Source organism: Oscillibacter hominis (assembly GCF_014334055.1).
Taxonomy (GTDB): Bacteria; Bacillota; Clostridia; order Oscillospirales; family Oscillospiraceae; genus Oscillibacter; species Oscillibacter hominis.
Genome location: NZ_CP060490.1, coordinates 2,552,266 through 2,569,530, shown reverse-complemented (window position 1 = coordinate 2,569,530; position 17,265 = coordinate 2,552,266). Strand labels below are relative to the sequence as shown.

Here is a 17,265-nt window from a genome sequence, read left to right as displayed (position 1 = left end):
CCGTTATGCCGCGTGGGGAGCCGCTCCGCCCTTGATGCAACGGTCACTGCCAAATGGCGTCGTAGTCATAGTTTACCACAAATTCCTTCCATTCGGAAAGAATGCTGCGCACAGTTTCCGTTGTGGCCGGGTCGATCTCGTACTCCCCCGCGGCCAGCTCGCCGATCAGCCGGGAGCACACCGCGCCGGAGTGGTGGATATAGTCGCCATAGTTGTCAAGGTCCGTCACAATGTCCTCCTGGGCCGGGAAAAAGAAGATGCGGATGTTTTCCCGCTGCTGATTCTCGGCAAGGTACCGGATTCCCGTCTCCAGCGCGGAAAACACGGCGTCTGTTGCGCCGGTGCGCTGCATCTTGTCCCAGTAGAGCATGCTGTAGGGCGGGAAGAACACGTCGAACTCCGTCTCCGGGTGGCGGTTGGCCCAGTTCAGGATCACCTTCACATTGTCCACGGCGTTCTGGTGATAGGCCGTCACCGCCACGGGTTCCGCCGAGACCTCCGGCCGCTGGTAGCCCGCCAGGGCGGTCTCCTTGGACCACCACACGTCGCCGTCCCAGGTGAAGGCCTGGTCCACGTCGTCGGTGGTGCCCCACCGGCTGCATTTGATGCGGTAGAGGCTGTAGTACAGCGTATCCTTATTCAGGATATAGTTTACATCATCCAGTGGGTTTTTGTTGTAGAGATATGCGGGCAGGGCGTCGGTTTTTTTGGATTCGTCCCGGGTGAGGACGTTGATGTCCAGGCCGAAGAGCACCCGCTCCGGCGTGTGATGGCGGAAGACCATGTCCATGGCCTGGTCGAATTCGCTGAGGTAGCCGTCGGAAAAGGTCAGCTTCACCGCCGTGCCGCCGAAGGCAGCCTCCACCTCACTGACGCGGTAGTTGGCAGTCATGGAGGTACCCATCACCACTGTGTCCGCCGCCACATGCTTGGCCATGCCCGCGTTCTGGTAGCGCTCGCTGAAAAAGACCGGCTCGATCTTCCCGGGAAACCGGAAGTAGAAGCAGGGGTCGGCATACCAGACCAGGGCCGCGCAAGCCCCCAGCGCCGCCAGTGCCAGGGCCAGTGTGCCCAGGACAAAGCGCCTTTCTTTCATGATCCGCGCCTCCCCGTCAGAAATTGGAGTAGATAAACGTAGTGATGCCGCTGAAGGACAGCACCGACCACACAAGCACCGCCGCGAGGCCCGCCGCGCGCCACCAGGTGGGACGGAAGGCATCCATGCGCCGCACCGCGCTGCGGGGCATGGCGATGACCATTAGGCCCACGCCGTAAAGCCCCAGGATCAAAATGGTGTTCAGCCAGGGCGTCAGCGATGGCAGCAGGATGCGAACCGCGTCCATCTCCGAGGCGAAGAGGCCGGAGACCAGCCACTTGTCCGGCCGTTCCATGCGCAGGGAAAAGAGGGCGCGCAGCACGCTGTTGCCCGCCGCCACCGTGGGCGCGCGGAAATAGACCCAGGCGATGTTCACCACGGCAAAGGTCAGCGCCCAGCGCACCGCCTTGGGCAGGCGGTCCCGCCGGCTGCCCCACAGCCGCTCCGCCACCTGGCAGGCGCCATGGATGGCACCCCAGAGGAGGAAGGTCCAGCCGGCGCCGTGCCAGAAGCCGCTGACCAAAAAGACGATCATGATGTTGAGATAGGTCCGGGCTGCGCCCCGGCGGCTGCCGCCCAGGGGGAAATAGAGGCACTCCCGTAAAAATGTGGTCAGCGTGATGTGCCAGCGCTTCCAGAACTCGGTCACGCTGAGGCTGCGATAGGGCGAATCAAAGTTCAGCGGCAGCCGGACGCCCAAAAGCCGGGCAATCCCCGCGGCCATATCGCAGTAGCCGGAGAAGTCAAAATACAGCTGAAGGCTGTAGCCCAGCACCACCAGGGCCGCCGAGGGCGCGGCCAGTTCTCCGAGGTGGGCGTAGCCGTTGTTGACAATGACGCCGAAGGAGTCCGCAAGCAGCACCTTCTTGCCGCAGCCCAAGGCGATGGCATAGAGGCCGGCCCGGGCGTCCTCCCAGTCGGGCCGCAGGAACTTCTCCCCCTTCAGCTGGGGGAAGAAGGCGCCTGGCCGCAGGATGGGGCCGGAAGTCACCGTGGGGAAAAAGAAGCTGAAGAGGGTGAAGGAGTCGCCGCTGACGCGCTCCATCTCCGCCGCCGGGAACTCCCCCGTATACACCTCTTTTAAAAACCAGAGCTGCTGGAACGTAAAAAAGCTCAGCCCCAGCGGAGCCCAGCCCACCGCCACGGCGCCGCCGGTGAAAAAGCCCGTGTACTTGAAGACCAGCAGCACGGCCACGTGATAGCTGATCGCCAAAAGGAACCATCTCCTGCGTCCACGGCCCCTCAGCCGCCCGGAGATGAGGTGCCGGCAGACCCCATAGGTCACGCTGCTCCCCACCAGCAGCACACCCCACCCCCACCAGGCGGCGGAGGTGAAGCTCCAGAGGTAGAAGACCGCAGAGGCGATTAACAGCACCGCCTGCCCCAGCGGGCGGTTGCGGCGCCCCGCCCCAAGGCAGAGCGCCAGCGTCAGGCTGAAAAAGCCGACAAATCCAAAGGACTGAAAATTCATCTCACTTCTCCGTCAGCGCGCTCAGGCGCGCGTCCGTATTGTGCAGCACCTGGGCCACGCTCTGGCTGCGGCCGGGATAGGCCTCCTTCAGGCTCTCGTCGGATACGGAGGGGAACTCCTCCTTCCGCTCCGCCGCCTCGTCCAGGGCCAGGGCATAACGCACCTCAGAGAGCTTCATGTCAGCGAGGGCCATATCCAGGGAATAGACCTCCGCGTCGGCGGAGAAATAGGCCTCGTTCCCGCCGGCGCAGCGGTAGAGCCGGCGGTAGAGCTGGTAGATGCCGGTGGAGAGGTAAGCCGCCGCCGCGTTGATGGCCCCCTTGTCGCCCACCTTGCCCAAAAGGTCGAACAGCACCGACACGGAGCCGGTGATCAGTTTGTTTTGCAGCGTGGCAAGGACGCTTCCCTTCAGCACGCCGCTGCGCTCCGCCTCCGGGTCGTAGACCTCGTCGGAAGAGATCATGGCCCCGTCCCGGCTGAGGGTCCTGCCTAAGATAAAGTCCGCCGACACATGGTAGTAGTCGCAGGCCCGCACCACAAAGGGAAGGCCCGGCTCCCGGATGCCGTTTTCATAGTGGCTCAACAGGGCCTGGCTCACCCCCAGGTCCTTGGCCGCCGTCCGCTGGCTGACGCCCCGCTCCTGCCGCAAAAGGGACAGGATCCTTGGAAATTCAGAGCTCATCTCTCCCACCTCTTCAACCGGTTTTCATGGAAAAACGGCGGCTGATTCCGCCGTTTCTTATACTTCTTGTATACTATATCAAAATGAATACCCTTTGTAAAGAAATTTTGTGAGGGAGCCGGAGAATTTTTGCACAAAAGCGGCTGGGATAATTCGTAAAACTGCACAAATTCCACCAAGGGATTTGTGCAATCTTGATTGAAGTATTTGGCAATTGATTCTGGACTATTGTAGGGTTTTCCTTCATAATAAGATAGATTATGGAACATTCTGTCCTTTATCGGAATCAAAATTCACGGAAAAGGGAGAGGGATATGAACAAGGGATATTTGGTGCTTGCCGACGGGCAGGTCTTTGAGGGGCTGCGCTTCGGCGCAGAGACGGACAGCGTGGGGGAGCTGGTGTTCACCACCGGCATGTGCGGCTACCTGGAGACGCTGACCGACCCCAGCTACTGCGGCCAGATTGTCATGCAGACCTTCCCGCTGATCGGCAATTACGGCGTCATCGAGCAGGATTTTGAGGGCGAGTGCGCCGTCCGGGGCTACGTGGTCCGGGAGGTATGTGACGCGCCCTCCAACTTCCGCAGCCAGTACAAGCTGGACCGGTTTTTAAAGGAGCGGGGCGTGCCGGGCCTGTGCGGCCTGGACACCCGGGAGCTGACCCGCATCATCCGGGAGCACGGCGTGATGAACGCCATCATCTGCTCCAAGGTCCCCGGGGACTTGAAGGCTGTGCGTACCTATGCCGTGAAGGGCGCGGTGGAGGCGGTCAGCCGCACGGAGCTGGAGGTCTTCCCCGCCCAGGGGGAAGTGCGCCGCCGGGTGGCCCTCATCGACTACGGTGCCAAGCGCAACATCATCCGGGAGCTGCAAAAGCGCCACTGCGAGGTGACGGCGCTGCCCTGCACCGCCCGGGCCGAGGATGTGCTGGCGCTGAGCGCGGACGGCGTGATGCTCTCCAACGGCCCTGGCGACCCGGCCGACGACCTCTTCCAGATCGAGCAGATCCGCCGGCTTTTGGGCAAGGTGCCCATGTTCGGCATCTGCCTGGGCCACCAGCTGACGGCACTGGCCGCCGGCGGCAGGACCTATAAGCTCAAATACGGCCACCGGGGTGTCAACCAGCCGGTGAAGGAAGTGAACGGCCAGCGCACCTACATCACCAGCCAGAACCACGGCTACGCAGTGGACGCGGACACGGTGGGCTCCGGAAGGGTCAGCCTTGTGAACGCCAATGACGGCACCTGCGAGGGCATCGACTACCCGGAACTCAAGTGCTTCACCGTTCAGTTCCACCCGGAGGCCTGCTCCGGGCCCAGGGACACTTCATTCCTCTTCGACCGCTTTATGAATTTGATGGGAGGTGAGCGGTAATGCCTCTTGATACCACGATCAAAAAGGTGCTGGTCATCGGCTCCGGCCCCATCGTCATCGGCCAGGCCGCCGAGTTTGACTACGCCGGGGCCCAGGCCTGCCGGGTGCTGAAGGAGGCGGGCGTCAGCGTGGTGCTGTGCAACTCCAACCCCGCCACCATCATGACCGACAAGGCCATGGCGGACAAGATCTACCTGGAACCCCTCACCAAGGAGACCATCAAGCGCATCATCGACAAGGAGCGGCCCGACAGCATGCTGGCCTCCTTGGGCGGCCAGACGGGCCTGACGCTGGCCATGCAGCTGGCCAAGGACGGCTTCCTCAAGAGCCGGGGCGTGCGGCTTTTGGGCACCGACGCCGACGCCATCTCCCAGGCCGAGGACCGGGAGCTCTTCAAGGAAACCATGGAGCGCATCGGCCAGCCGGTGATTCCCTCGGACATCGCCGAGGACGTGGAGACCGCGCTTTCCGTGGCGGAGCGCATCGGCTACCCCGTCATCGTCCGGCCCGCCTTTACCCTGGGCGGCGCGGGCGGCGGCGCGGCCAGCAACGCGGAGGAGCTGCGCATCATCGCCGGCACCGGCCTGGATGCCTCCCCCATCCGCCAGATCCTGGTGGAAAAAGCAATCTTCGGCTGGAAGGAAATTGAGTTCGAGACCATGCGGGACGGCGCCGGCAACGTGATCGCCGTGTGCTCCATGGAGAACTTTGACCCCGTGGGCGTCCACACCGGCGACTCCATCGTGGTGGCCCCGGCCCTGACCCTTTCGGACAAGGAATACCAGATGCTCCGCAGCGCCTCGCTGGACATCATCTCCTCCCTGGGCATCGTGGGCGGGTGCAACTGCCAGCTGGCGCTGAACCCGGACAGCTTTGAGTACGCGGTCATCGAGGTAAACCCCCGGGTGTCCCGCTCCTCCGCCCTGGCCTCCAAGGCCACGGGCTACCCCATTGCCAAGATCACCACCAAGATCGCCCTGGGCTATCGCCTGGACGAGATCCGGAACGACATCACCGGCAAGACCTGCGCCTGCTTTGAGCCCACGCTGGACTATGTGGTGGTGAAGGTGCCCAAGTGGCCCTTTGACAAGTTCGCCGACGCGGCCCGCACCTTAGGCACCCAGATGAAGGCCACCGGCGAGGTCATGTCCATCGCCCCCTCTTTTGAGGCGGCGTTGATGAAGGCAGTCCGGGGCGCGGCCATCTCCTTGGACACCCTCAACGCCAAGCCCCTGGACGGCGCGCCCCTGGAAAGCAGGCTACAGCGGGTGGACGACCGGCGCCTCTTCACCCTCTTTGAGGCGCTGAAGGCGGGCTACAGCGTGGATGAGCTCCACGAGATCACCAGGATCGACCGCTGGTTCCTTTCCAAGCTCTCCGGCATGGCGGAGTTTGAACAGCGCATCGCCAAGGGCCCCATGACGGAGGAGCTGTACCTCCAGGGCAAGCGCATGGGCTATCCCGACGAGGCGCTGCGCCGCCTCAGCGGCAAGGGCCTCCCCCTGCACCGCAAGTCGGTCTACAAGATGGTGGACACCTGCGGCGCGGAGTTCGACGCCGAGACGCCCTACTTCTACTCCACCGCCGACAATGTGTGCGAGTCTCGCTCCTTCCCCCGGTCCGGAAAGCCGGTGATCATCGTCCTGGGCTCCGGGCCGATCCGCATCGGCCAGGGCATCGAGTTCGACTACTCCTCCGTCCACTGCGTCTGGACGCTGAAGGAGTTGGGCTACGAGGTGGTCATCATCAACAACAACCCGGAGACCGTGTCCACCGACTACGACACCGCCGACCGGCTGTACTTTGAGCCACTGTGCCCCGAGGATGTGATGGACATCATCGACGTGGAGAAGCCCGTGGGCGTGGTGGTGGCCTTTGGCGGCCAGACCGCCATCTCCCTGGCCAAGTTTTTGGACGAGCGGGGCATCCCCATCTTAGGCACCAGCGCCGAGTCCATCGACATGGCCGAGGACCGGGAGCGCTTCGACGCATTGCTGGAGCAGTTTGAGATCAAGCGGCCCAAGGGCTGCGGCGTCACCGGCATGGAGGGCGCGCTGAAGGCGGCCGCCGAGCTGGGCTACCCCGTGCTGCTGCGGCCCAGCTATGTGATCGGCGGCCAGAACATGGTCATCGCCCACAACGACGAGGAAGTCCGCCGCTACATGGACGTCATCCTCTCCGGCAGGATCGAGAACCCCGTCCTGGTGGACCAGTACCTCCAGGGCAGCGAGCTGGAGGTGGACGTGATCTCCGACGGCGCCGACGTGCTGATTCCCGGCATCATGCAGCACATCGAGCGGGCGGGCATCCACAGCGGCGACTCCATGGCCGTCTACCCGCCCTACTCCATCAGCGACAAGATGCGCGACACCATTGTGGAGTGCTCCACCAAGCTGGCGCTGTCCCTTGGCACCAAGGGCCTCATCAACATCCAGTACCTCATCTACCAGGGGGAGCTGTACGTCATTGAGGTCAACCCCCGGGCCAGCCGCACCGTGCCCTACATCTCCAAGGTGTCCGGCGTGCCCATGGTGGATCTGGCCACCCGGGTCATGGTGGGCCAGTCCCTTGCCTCCCTGGGCTATGGCACGGGCCTTTACGACACGCCCCCCTATGTCACCGTGAAGGTGCCGGTCTTCTCCTTTGAAAAGATCACCGACGCCAACGCCTCCCTCTCCCCGGAGATGAAATCCACCGGCGAGGTGTTGGGCGTGGGCAAGACCCTCCAGGAGGCCCTCTTCAAGGGCCTGGTCAGCGCCGGGTTCCACGTGGAGCGGGAGCGCCGGGGCGGCATCCTGATCTCCGTCAACCGCCGGGACCAGCCGGAGGTGGTTCACATCGCCCGGAAGCTGGACGACCTGGGCTACAAGCTCTATGCCACCGAGCGTACCGCCCGGGAAATTTCCCAGTTGGGCACCGACGTGGAAGTGGTGGGCAAGCTGGGCCAGGACAACCGGGTCTTCGGCCTTCTTGAGTCCGGCAAGATTGACTACATCATCCTCACCGGCTCCACCGAGCCGGATTACATCCGGGACTTCATCCACCTGAACCACCGCTGCGTCCAGTTGGGCATCCCCTGCCTCACCTCGCTGGACACGGCGGCGGCCCTGACGGACATCCTGGCCTCCCGCTACACCCAGCAGAACACGGAGCTGGTGGACATCGCCCACCTGCGCAAGTGGAAGCAGGAGCTGCGCTTTGTGAAGATGCAGACCAGCGGCAACGACTGCATCATCATTGAGAACTTTGACGGCACCGTGGAGTGCCCCGAATCCCTGGCGCTCACCCTGTGCGACCGCCACTGCGGCGTGGGGGCCGACGGATTGGTGCTCCTTGAGCCCTCCAACCGGGCGGACGTGAAGATGCGCATGTTCAACAACGACGGCTCCGAGGGCGCCGTGGCGGGCAACGCCCTGCGGTGCGTGGGCAAGTACCTCTTCGACCGCGGCCTCATCCACCGCCACATGGTCAGCGTGGAGACCATCCGGGGCACCCACCAGATCACCCTTTACACCACCAACGGAAAGGTGACCTCCGCCTGTGTCTCCATGGGCAAGGCCAGCCTGGACGCCTCCCGCCTGCCCACCACCCTTTCCGAGCCTCAGCTGGTGGATTACCCCACGGAGATCGGCGGCAGGCAGTGGCGCATCACCTGCGTGGATTTGGGCAACCCCCACTGCGTGGTCTTCTGCGACCGGGTGGACGCGGTGGACCTGCCCGTGGTGGGGCCCCAGTTCGAGCGGGCCCCCATCTTCCCGGAGCGGATCAACACCGAGTTCATCCGCGTGGTCAATCCCAACACCATCAAGATGCGGGTGTGGGAGCGGGGCAGCGGCGAGACCATGGCCTGCGGCTCCGGCGCCTGCGCGGCCGTGGTGGCCGCGGTGGCGGGCGGCCTCTGCCAAAAGGGCGCGGACATCACCGTCAAGGTCCGGGGCGGCGATCTGATCGTCCGCTATACGGACGAGGGGATCACCCTCACCGGCGACGCGAAAAAGGTCTTTGAGGGCACGGTCCGCTATTAAGGCAGCACAAAACAGGAAAACCCCTCCGCGCTCCATAGGAGCGCGGAGGGGTTTTGCGCGGTCCGCCTTAGGTTTCTTTCAAATTTTTCATCAAAACACTCTGAATAGCTTGATAGCTCTCCCTGTGCAGTACTTATTAGTACTGTGACGAACATTGCACACTTGTTCTGTGGTATCATCAATGGTATTCAAAAGTACTATTGCGGGGTGAGACGGGTGTATCCAAGAATACGGGATTTGAGGATTGAGAAGGGCTTGAGTCAGAAACAGGTTGCTGAACTGCTGGGCGTAAGCCGTAAGACGTATGGTGATTATGAAAAAGGGAGAAGTCGCATCCGAGCACGACAAATGATCGTATTGGCTGACCTCTATCACACCAGCGTGGATTATCTGATAGGACTCACCGATGAAAGATATCCCTATTCCTGATAACGCACAAAATAAAAAGCGCACGACGGTCATTCGTCGTGCGCGTCTTCTAAGTTTAAGGAAGCTTCAATGTAGAGGTTTTCTATTCCGTCTACTGCGGTCAGCAACTGCTTCTTCGCCTGCGGGAAATTCCCGGCGTCCATGGAATCCAATGCATCGGAAACGGCGCCCATTAAGAGAGCATACATTTTTTTGTACGGGATCATTTCTTATCACCTCACAAAAATTTATTTTACTATCGTTCGTTAGTAAAGTCAACAGGAACAAATAATAGTAAAATATACTGCCCCCAGAGGTGAGAAGGTTGATGAACAGATGGAGAATCCGTGACCTGCGGGAAGATGGCGATTATGCGCAAAAGGAAATTGCCGCATATCTGGGAATTGACCAGAGGACGTACAGTAACTATGAAATTGGGAAACGTGTGATGCCAATTGAACATCTGGATGCATTGGCAGACTTCTACCATACCAGCATCGACTATTTGGTGGGAAGAACAGATATAGAAAAACCTTATCCAAAGGGGAAATCGCATGAATCTGCGGATACGTGACTTGCGTGAAGATAAAGATTGGAACCAAACACAGGTCGCAGAGTATTTGAATATGTCCCAGTCAGGGTATTCCAAATACGAAACAGGAGAAAATGATGTCCCAGTGTCCGTGCTGTGTGCATTGGCTGACTTCTACCATACCAGTGTGGATTATCTGTTGGGCCGCACCAACAATCCGGAACCGTATGAACCCATACCAAAATAATAAGAAAAGACACGGGGCTTTCGCTCCGTGTCTTTTTTCTCAGTCCACCAAACCGGCGGTGATGATGGCCATGGAATAGACCTCCATGGCGTTGCAGCCCCGGGAGAGGTCGTTGATGGGGGCGTTCAGGCCCTGAAGGATGGGGCCGTAGGCGTCAAAGCTGCCCAGGCGCTGGGCGATCTTGTAGCCGATGTTGCCGGCGTTGATGTCCGGGAAGATGAAGGTGTTGGCATGGCCGGCCACCTTGGACTCCGGGCACTTGGTATGGGCCACGTTGGGGGACACGGCGGCGTCGAACTGAAGCTCGCCGTCGATGGCCAGCTCCGGCGCGGCGGCCTTGGCCTTCTCGCAGGCATTTCGCATCTTGTCCACGTCCTCGCCCTTGCCGGAGCCCATGGTGGAATAGCTCAGGAAGGCGATCTTCGGGTCGATTCCAAAGGTGCGGGCGGTGTTGGCGGTCTCCAGGGCGATCTCCACCAGCTCGTCCTCCGTGGGCTTGATGTTGATGGCGCAGTCGGCCATGGCCAGCACCTCGTTCTCACCGGTGGCGGAGGGGCGCACCAGGATGAAGCAGGAGGAGACGATCTTGCTGCCGGGCTTGGTCTTGATGATCTGGAGCGCGGGGCGGACCGTGTCGGCGGTGGAGTAGGTGGCGCCGCCCAGCAGGGCGTCGGCATAGCCCATCTTCACCAGCATGGTGCCGAAGTAGTTGCCCTTTTTCAAATTTTTGCGGCAGTCCTCCTCGGTCATCTTGCCCTTGCGCAGCTCCACCAGGGTGGAGACCATCTTCTCCATCTCCGGGAAGTTCTCGGGGTCCATGATCTCCGCGCCGCGGATGTTGAAGCCCGCCTCCTCGGCGGCCTTCTGGACCTCATCGGGGTTGCCCACCAGCACCGGGGTCAGGAACGTTCCGGACAGCAGCCGGGCGGACGCCTCCAAAATGCGGGGATCGGTGCCCTCCGTAAAGACGATCTTACGGGGATGCGCCTTCAGCTTGTTGATCAGGAAATTAAACATACGTCATTTGCCTCCCAAATAGTTATCAAAACTCATACTGTTTTTATTATACACGCCCCAACCGCAGGGTCAATAAAAAGTGCCTCTTTTTTTCATGAAAAAGTTACAAATATTTCAAATGTGCCTCCCTTCCCCCGCCGGGTCAGCCGATTGCACAAGATGCTGTAGTTACAAAAACTACCAGAACACAAGGGATAGTTGACATTTTTTCGGCGAAAAAGTACTTGACGGATAGGCAAAAAGAGGGTATCATAAGGCGGTAACAAATTGTAACTATTTCCTGAAAGGGAGATTGCATGAACGCTGAACTGCAGATAAAAGAGTCTGACAAGCGGCAGGAGGAGCAATCCAGCGCCGCCGTCCGCGCCGCCCAGGCCGTCCACACAGGCGGCGAACGGGCCCTGTCCTTTGTTGCAAGCCTGCCCGGTGCGGCAGCGCGCCGCGTCCGCACCCTGCACCGCCAGACCAAGCGGTTGGTGCGGGAGAAGCGGGCCAAGCGCTTTCCCGAGTCCCAGCGCCGCCCCGTGCAGCTGTTCCTCTTTGCCTGGGGCATGCTCCCCATGCTGGGCTGCACGCTGCGGGAAAAGACCTGGAGCCTTCGCAAAAGAAGCATCAACGCCTACGCCCACCTGCGTTCCGGTTTGGAGCGCCGCAAAATCCACCCCGCCCTCTTTTTAAGCTCGGCGGCAGTGGTGGCGGTATTGGCCGTCCTCTCCTCCCTCTACACCTTCGGCACCACGGTGAAGTTCGACGGCAGCGTCATCGCCTCCGTCCGCTCGCTGAACACGGTGGAAAGCGCCTTTACCGACCTGGAGCGCATCACCGCCCGCACCCTGGGCAGCGCCTACACCATCGACGAAAACCGCATCCAGTACACCTCCGGCTTCATCTCCCGGTCCGCGCTGGTGGACGAGGCCACGCTGGAGGAGGAGCTTTCCGACCAGCTGGGCCTGGTCACCTACGGCTACTCTTTGTACGTGGACGGCGAGCTCATTGGCGCCACCACCTATGAGGGCGCCCTCGAGGAGCTGCTCCAGCAGATCCGGGAGGCCTACACCGACGAGAACACCGTCTCCTGTGACATCATCGAGGACGTTCAGATCCGCCCGGAGTACGTGCCCACGGACAAGGTGATGAACCTGGGCTATATCGCCGAGCTGCTCAACAGCACCAAGGCCGGCGAGGTGACCTACACCGTGGTCAAGGGCGACACCTGGTCTGAGATCGCGGAGCGCTACGACATGACCTCCAAGGAACTTCTGGCCATGAACCCCGGCTACGACATCAACAAGATCGCCATCGGCGACGTGCTGACCATCTCCAACGCGGTGCCCTACCTGACCGTCACCCAGGTCCAACAGGAGCGCTATGTGGAGGATATACCCTACGCCATCGAGTACCAGGACAGCGCCTACCTCTATCAGGGCGACTACAAGGTACTCTCCGCCGGTTCCTACGGCTCCGCCGACGTGGTGGCCAACGTCACCTATGTCAACGGCGAGGAAACCCAGCGGGATGTGCTCTCCTCTGTCACGCTGGTGAACCCCACCACCGAAGTCCAGGCCCGCGGCACACTGGAGCGGCCCACCTGGGTGGCCACCGGCAACTTCCGCTGGCCCTGCTCCGGCCGGATCACTTCCCGCTACGGCTACCGGAACCTGAGCTATGCCAAGGCCTCCAAGAACCACAAGGGCATCGACATCGCCAACGGCTACGGCACCGCCGTGTGCGCGGCCGACGGCGGCACTGTGGTCTACGCCGGATGGATGAGCGGCTATGGCTATCTGGTCCAGATCGACCACGGCAACGGCTATGTGACCTACTACGGCCACAACTCCAGCCTCCTGGTCAGCGTGGGCGACCACGTGTACAAGGGCCAGCAGGTGGCCCGCATGGGCTCCACCGGCAACTCCACGGGCAACCACTGCCACTTTGAAATCCGCTACAAGGGAACGCCCAAGAATCCCCTGAACTACCTGCCTTAAGCAAAATAAAAAAACGCCTCCCTCGTCCGTTTAGGACTGGGGAGGCGTTTTTTTTCGGTCTGTTGTCTCAATCCCCGGCAATGTGGGAGTTGGATCGCTCGCACAGGATATCCTTGACCAGCTCACTCTTCCCTTCCCGGACTGCCTCGATCAGGGCCCGGCTGCGCTGGGCATTGTGCTCCCAGTCAATGGAGCGGTCGCAATGGTTATAAACATAGGCCAGGTATAAAAAGTCCAGCTGGCCGTCGAACATGGAGAGGAACATATCGTTTTCCGTGGCGGTGACAAAGCAGCGGTCAAAATACAGGATGCCATAAATCCGCGCCTTTTCCCCGGAGGACAAGCTGGCCAGAAGGTCCTCATAGCGCTGTTCCAGCTGGAGCAGCAGCGTCTGCTTTTTCCCCCGGCGGCAGCAAATCTCGTACGCCCCAAGCAGCATGGTATTTACCGCGTCCGTCAGCTCATTGTAAATCCGGGGCGTCAATTCCACCACATGGGCACCGGTATTGGGCCGCATAACCACCAAATGATCCTTCACCAGCAGGGCCAGCGCCTCCCGGACGGGAGAGTTGCTGACGGACAAGTCCTTGCAGATGGCGTCGATATTCAACTTTTCCCCAAAGGCATACTGGCCGTCCAAAATACGCTCTTTCAGCGTATGATAGATCATCTGCTTGACGGTAACAGCCTCCATATACATCACTTCCCTTGCAGCGCTAATTTTATTATTTTACCCCTCTTTTCCCGATTCGTCAATGTTGCCGGCGCCTGGGGAAAAAGATGGCAAATGTCCCTCTTGACAAATTGTGCATCATGCATTATTCTCTTAGTAAGAATCGTGCACGATTTGTAGCAATCCTCCAGGAGCCTACTACAGAAAAGAGGGTGAAACATGACATCAACGACGAAAGCTCTGATCACAGTCGCGGCGACCATCGGAATTTTGGCCTTCAGCTTCCTGCTGACGACTTTGATCAACAACCGCGGGAAAAAGCACACTGGCAGTGACGCCACCGATGATTGGAACATCGGCGGACGCAGCCTCCCCCTCTACGTTGTGATCGGCACCCAGTTCGCCAGCGCCATGGGCGGCGGCGTTTTGGTAGGCCAGGTCGGCAACGCCTATAACAACGGCCTGGCCATGATGATCTATTCCCTGTTCGCCTGTCTACCCTTCCTGATCTATATGCTCATTGGAAACTGGATCCGGGAGAATGAGTTTGAGACCATCCCCGACATGGTGGGAAGCTTCTGTCAGGACGACCGCTTCGTGCGATTTCTCGCCTCCATCCTGACCATCCTGGTGCCCTTCGGCTGGCTGATCTCCCAGATGACCGCCTTTGCCAAGATCTACCGGGAAATCACCGGCATTCCCCTGGAAGTTCTGATCATTGCCATCGCGGTGTTCAGCATTCTGTTCGTCATGCCCGCGGGTATGAAAACCGTGGCCTGGACCGACTTCTTTTTCGCCTGCTTCATGATCCTGATGATGATCGTCACGCTGGCTTTTGTGGTAAAGAACGGCGGCTCCTTGGCGGAAATCCGCTCCTTGGTGCCCGCTGAGATCATTGACATGCCCAAAGGCTTTATCAGCGTGGGTTGGAGCACTGTATTTTTGTGGATCTTTGCCACCGTGCCCGGCGGCATGACCAACCAGATGTATTTCCAGCGCATCTGCGCCATGAAGGAGAAAAAGCAGATCAACAAGAGTCTGGTGATTTCCGGCAGCGTCACCTTCATCGCCCTGATCTGGTCGTGCTATCTGGGCCTGGGCATCCACGCCATGAACCCCGGCCTGGAGGGGGAAAACGCCACAGGCTGGCTGCTGACCCAGCTGCCCATTGGGCTGATCGCCCTGTTCGCCGGGCTGATCGTGGCCACCATCATGTCCACCATCAGTTCCGCCGCCCAGTCCGTGGTGGTGAATATCACCCACGACATCTATCAGCCCGTCCATCCCGAAGCCAGCAGCCAGCAGGTTCTGAAGCTCTCCCGGATGCTGAGCGTGTTGGTTCTGTTCATAGCGGCTGTGCTGTCTATCGTCTACCCTAACGTACTCAACGCCATCGTCACCACCTATGCCTATTCCGCCGCCGGACTGGCCGCGCCCATGTATCTGGGCTATGCCCTGCGCAAGAAGAATATGCTGACCACCATGGGCATCCGGGCCAGCATGGTGTGCGGCATTCTGGGCTGCGTGGCAGCCACGCTGCTCAAGTCCTCCGTGCCCTATGTGATCTGGGGGCTGGTGGCCTCCGTAGCGGCTCTGTTCCTGGGCAGTATGCTGAGCAAGCAGAGCAAGGTTTCCCCGAAGGAATAAGTTTACATCAATCATTGAAATGGAAAGGGAGTAAAAAAGCATGGAACACAAGACAATGTTGCTGAACCAATCCGATATCAAGAGCCTCCTCACTATGAAGGACATTGTTGAGATCGTGGACAAAACCTTTGTCGGCTTCGGCGAGGGTACCACCATCAATCCCACCAAGGTCAACCTTGACCTGGGCGAAACAGCCTCCTATCCTGACTACCATGGCTTTATGAACGCCATGCCCGCTTATGTGGGCTGGGAGGACATCGCGGGCATCAAGTGGGCCGGCGGCTTCCTGGGCAAGCGCCGGGAAATGGGCCTGCCCTACGTCACCGCCATGATCATGCTGATCGACCCCGCCATCGGTGAGTTCAAATGCGTCATGGACGGCGCCCTGATCACAAACCTGCGCACCGGTGCCCAGGCTGCCGTGGCCGCCAAGTACATGCATCCCGGCAAGGAGATCACCATCGGCCTTTACGGCGCCGGCATGCAGGGGCACATGCAGACCCTGGCTTTCGCGGAGCTGTTTGACATCAAGGAGCTGCGGGTTTACGACGTGTTCCCCGCCGCTGCCGAAAAGTTCAAAGAGGACATGAAGGACACGGTCAAGGGCGAGATTATTGTCTGCAAAGAGCCCCAGGAGGCCTCCATCGGCGACGTGGTGGTGGGCTTCACCCAGTCCAAAGATAAATTCATCAAAAGCGAGTGGATCAAGCCCGGCCAGATCGTCTTTCCCATGGGCTCCTATACCGAGTGCGAGGATGAGCTGCTATTGAACGCCGACAAGATCATCGTGGACCATATTGGTCAGTGCATGCACCGCGGCGCTCTGCACGATGTGGCGGCGGCCGGAAAGCTCCACGAAGAGGACATCTATGCCACCATCGGCGATGTGGCCGCCGGCAAGAAGCCGGTTTCCAATCCCCAGAACGAGCGCATTGTCTGCGTACCCATTGGCACCGGTGCCATGGATATCGCCGTGGCTGGCGTAGCCTACAAGCGGGCCCTGGAAAAAGGTCTGGGCGGTTCCTTCAACTTCCTGTAAGTCCCTTGTAAACTTCTGCTCCTGTTTTTATACCTTGTTCTATTCCTGCTGACATTTGAATACACTCACTTTCTTCTTATTGCCAAGGAAGCCCCCGGGTCCACACTCCCGGGGGCTTCCGCCTTTATTCCTGTCAATCCTGGAACAAACTGGCCTGGTCTGGCAGCACGTCCCAGCCGATCCGCTTGAGCTGCTGTGTGTTCTCCTCCGTCAGTCGGTCCAAAATGGACATCTTGGTGATGATGTTCTTCACCGTGGCGTCCAGGTCCGTGCCCTCGCTGTAGTCCGCCGGGAAGATGAAGTCCACCCGCCCCTTGCTCAGCAGGTCCTCCACGCCGGGGCGGTTGCCGTCCTGGTACACGGCGATGGCCTGGCCGCCGTAGGCCCGCATCATCTTCATGCAGGGCACGTCGGAGAGCCCGTCGCCCATGTAGATCATGTTGGTGAAAGGCACCCGCTTGCTGTCATCGGGCATGGAGGCGTTCAGGTCCTTGTCGTTGGACACGTCCAGCACGCCCTTGTTGATGCGGTAGACGAACTGGGTTTTGGCCGTAAAGTTGACCGCCAGCTTGGGCCACACCGGCACGCCGGTTTCATCGTAATAGAACTCACTGGCGTAGATTTCCTTAAACTCGCCGCTGATGGACGAGCCCTCAATGATCTCCCGCAGGCCGGAGGAGATGATGTAGTGCTCCACCTCCACCCCCTGGGACGCTCCGAACGCATTGATCCGCCGGAACCAGTCCTGCACCCCTGGGAAAAGAACGATGCTCCGGCCCTTTTCCACCAGGCCCTGGCGGGTCCAGGGCAGGTTCCTGCTCCTGGACTCCTGAAGCATGGTGTACATGTAGGCCAGGATGCCGTCCATGTGGTTCTCCCAGCCGAACCGGTTGGCCTTGCGCCAGAACTCGGACGGGGTCATCCCCAGGCTGGGGATGAAGGCGTAATCCTGCATGTCCGTGGTGCAGAGAGTCTTGTCAAAATCATACAGGATGGCGACGATGGGCGTCATGGCGCCCCTCCTTTCTCTTTCGCGGCTCAGAAAAAAAGCGGCTCTTGCAAGAGCC

At 60.2% G+C, this 17,265-nt stretch carries 15 protein-coding genes; 8 read left to right on the top strand and 7 right to left on the bottom strand.

Annotated features, from left to right (window positions below):
* Positions 1–43: 43 nt before the first annotated feature.
* The 3 genes from H8790_RS12630 to H8790_RS12620 are packed head-to-tail and all read right to left on the bottom strand — an operon-like array spanning position 44 to position 3,249.
* Positions 44–1,096, bottom strand: coding sequence for a hypothetical protein (locus H8790_RS12630; protein WP_187332869.1), 1,053 nt, complete (start codon positions 1,094–1,096; stop codon positions 44–46).
* Positions 1,097–1,112: 16 nt separating this feature from the next.
* A complete protein-coding gene (locus H8790_RS12625; protein ID WP_187332868.1) occupies positions 1,113–2,567 on the bottom strand; it encodes an MBOAT family O-acyltransferase in 1,455 nt (484 codons plus the stop codon).
* Position 2,568: 1 nt separating this feature from the next.
* Positions 2,569–3,249, bottom strand: coding sequence for a helix-turn-helix domain-containing protein (locus H8790_RS12620; protein ID WP_187332867.1), 681 nt, complete (start codon positions 3,247–3,249; stop codon positions 2,569–2,571).
* Between the two features lie 314 nt (positions 3,250–3,563).
* On the opposite strand from H8790_RS12620, the gene H8790_RS12615 reads away from it, so the two are divergent.
* The 3 genes from H8790_RS12615 to H8790_RS12605 all read left to right on the top strand — a co-directional run bounded on the left by H8790_RS12615 (position 3,564) and on the right by H8790_RS12605 (position 9,079).
* A complete protein-coding gene (locus H8790_RS12615; RefSeq protein ID WP_187332866.1) occupies positions 3,564–4,625 on the top strand; it encodes a carbamoyl phosphate synthase small subunit in 1,062 nt (353 codons plus the stop codon).
* The gene (carB, locus tag H8790_RS12610) at positions 4,625–8,650 is read left to right on the top strand and encodes a carbamoyl-phosphate synthase large subunit (protein ID WP_187332865.1); all 4,026 of its coding nucleotides are present in this window, start codon (positions 4,625–4,627) and stop codon (positions 8,648–8,650) included. Before H8790_RS12615 ends, carB begins: the two co-directional genes overlap by 1 nt.
* Before the next feature lie 144 nt (positions 8,651–8,794).
* A complete protein-coding gene (locus H8790_RS12605; protein ID WP_318646856.1) occupies positions 8,795–9,079 on the top strand; it encodes a helix-turn-helix domain-containing protein in 285 nt (94 codons plus the stop codon).
* Between the two features lie 29 nt (positions 9,080–9,108).
* Here H8790_RS12605 and H8790_RS12600 read toward each other — a convergent pair whose 3' ends face one another.
* Entirely contained in the window at positions 9,109–9,285 is a 177-nt protein-coding gene (locus tag H8790_RS12600; RefSeq protein WP_187332863.1) for a hypothetical protein, read from the bottom strand.
* 101 nt (positions 9,286–9,386) lie between these two features.
* Between H8790_RS12600 and H8790_RS12595 the strand changes: the two genes are divergently transcribed.
* Positions 9,387–9,632, top strand: coding sequence for a helix-turn-helix domain-containing protein (locus H8790_RS12595; RefSeq protein WP_187332862.1), 246 nt, complete (start codon positions 9,387–9,389; stop codon positions 9,630–9,632).
* The gene (locus H8790_RS12590) at positions 9,613–9,837 is read left to right on the top strand and encodes a helix-turn-helix domain-containing protein (RefSeq protein WP_187332861.1); all 225 of its coding nucleotides are present in this window, start codon (positions 9,613–9,615) and stop codon (positions 9,835–9,837) included. The genes H8790_RS12595 and H8790_RS12590 overlap by 20 nt, the downstream gene beginning before the upstream one ends.
* Before the next feature lie 39 nt (positions 9,838–9,876).
* Here H8790_RS12590 and pta read toward each other — a convergent pair whose 3' ends face one another.
* Positions 9,877–10,854, bottom strand: a complete 978-nt coding sequence (gene pta, locus H8790_RS12585) for a phosphate acetyltransferase (RefSeq protein ID WP_187332860.1) — start codon at positions 10,852–10,854, stop codon at positions 9,877–9,879.
* Between the two features lie 296 nt (positions 10,855–11,150).
* Between pta and H8790_RS12580 the strand changes: the two genes are divergently transcribed.
* On the top strand, positions 11,151–12,839 hold the full coding sequence (locus H8790_RS12580) for a peptidoglycan DD-metalloendopeptidase family protein (RefSeq protein ID WP_187332859.1): 1,689 nt from the start codon (positions 11,151–11,153) through the stop codon (positions 12,837–12,839).
* 67 nt (positions 12,840–12,906) lie between these two features.
* On the opposite strand, the gene H8790_RS12575 is transcribed toward H8790_RS12580, so the two are convergent.
* On the bottom strand, positions 12,907–13,533 hold the full coding sequence (locus H8790_RS12575) for a GntR family transcriptional regulator (RefSeq protein WP_187332858.1): 627 nt from the start codon (positions 13,531–13,533) through the stop codon (positions 12,907–12,909).
* Between the two features lie 198 nt (positions 13,534–13,731).
* Here H8790_RS12575 and H8790_RS12570 point away from each other — a divergent pair, with 198 nt between their 5' ends.
* Positions 13,732–15,159 (top strand): sodium:solute symporter family protein, encoded by a 1,428-nt coding sequence (locus H8790_RS12570; protein WP_187332857.1) that lies wholly within the window; start codon positions 13,732–13,734, stop codon positions 15,157–15,159.
* Between the two features lie 40 nt (positions 15,160–15,199).
* On the top strand, positions 15,200–16,198 hold the full coding sequence (locus H8790_RS12565; RefSeq protein WP_187332856.1) for an ornithine cyclodeaminase family protein: 999 nt from the start codon (positions 15,200–15,202) through the stop codon (positions 16,196–16,198).
* Positions 16,199–16,331: 133 nt separating this feature from the next.
* Here H8790_RS12565 and H8790_RS12560 read toward each other — a convergent pair whose 3' ends face one another.
* Positions 16,332–17,210 (bottom strand): HAD family hydrolase, encoded by an 879-nt coding sequence (locus tag H8790_RS12560; protein ID WP_187332855.1) that lies wholly within the window; start codon positions 17,208–17,210, stop codon positions 16,332–16,334.
* Positions 17,211–17,265: the final 55 nt, after the last annotated feature.

Coding starts and splice junctions, on each gene's coding strand:
- H8790_RS12630 (WP_187332869.1), bottom strand. CDS start 1,096: ATGAAAGAAAGGCGCTTTGTCCTGGGCACACTGGCCCTGGCACTGGCG.
- H8790_RS12625 (WP_187332868.1), bottom strand. CDS start 2,567: ATGAATTTTCAGTCCTTTGGATTTGTCGGCTTTTTCAGCCTGACGCTG.
- H8790_RS12620 (WP_187332867.1), bottom strand. CDS start 3,249: ATGAGCTCTGAATTTCCAAGGATCCTGTCCCTTTTGCGGCAGGAGCGG.
- H8790_RS12615 (WP_187332866.1), top strand. CDS start 3,564: ATGAACAAGGGATATTTGGTGCTTGCCGACGGGCAGGTCTTTGAGGGG.
- carB (WP_187332865.1), top strand. CDS start 4,625: ATGCCTCTTGATACCACGATCAAAAAGGTGCTGGTCATCGGCTCCGGC.
- H8790_RS12600 (WP_187332863.1), bottom strand. CDS start 9,285: ATGATCCCGTACAAAAAAATGTATGCTCTCTTAATGGGCGCCGTTTCC.
- H8790_RS12595 (WP_187332862.1), top strand. CDS start 9,387: ATGAACAGATGGAGAATCCGTGACCTGCGGGAAGATGGCGATTATGCG.
- H8790_RS12590 (WP_187332861.1), top strand. CDS start 9,613: ATGAATCTGCGGATACGTGACTTGCGTGAAGATAAAGATTGGAACCAA.
- pta (WP_187332860.1), bottom strand. CDS start 10,854: ATGTTTAATTTCCTGATCAACAAGCTGAAGGCGCATCCCCGTAAGATC.
- H8790_RS12580 (WP_187332859.1), top strand. CDS start 11,151: ATGAACGCTGAACTGCAGATAAAAGAGTCTGACAAGCGGCAGGAGGAG.
- H8790_RS12575 (WP_187332858.1), bottom strand. CDS start 13,533: ATGGAGGCTGTTACCGTCAAGCAGATGATCTATCATACGCTGAAAGAG.
- H8790_RS12570 (WP_187332857.1), top strand. CDS start 13,732: ATGACATCAACGACGAAAGCTCTGATCACAGTCGCGGCGACCATCGGA.
- H8790_RS12565 (WP_187332856.1), top strand. CDS start 15,200: ATGGAACACAAGACAATGTTGCTGAACCAATCCGATATCAAGAGCCTC.
- H8790_RS12560 (WP_187332855.1), bottom strand. CDS start 17,210: ATGACGCCCATCGTCGCCATCCTGTATGATTTTGACAAGACTCTCTGC.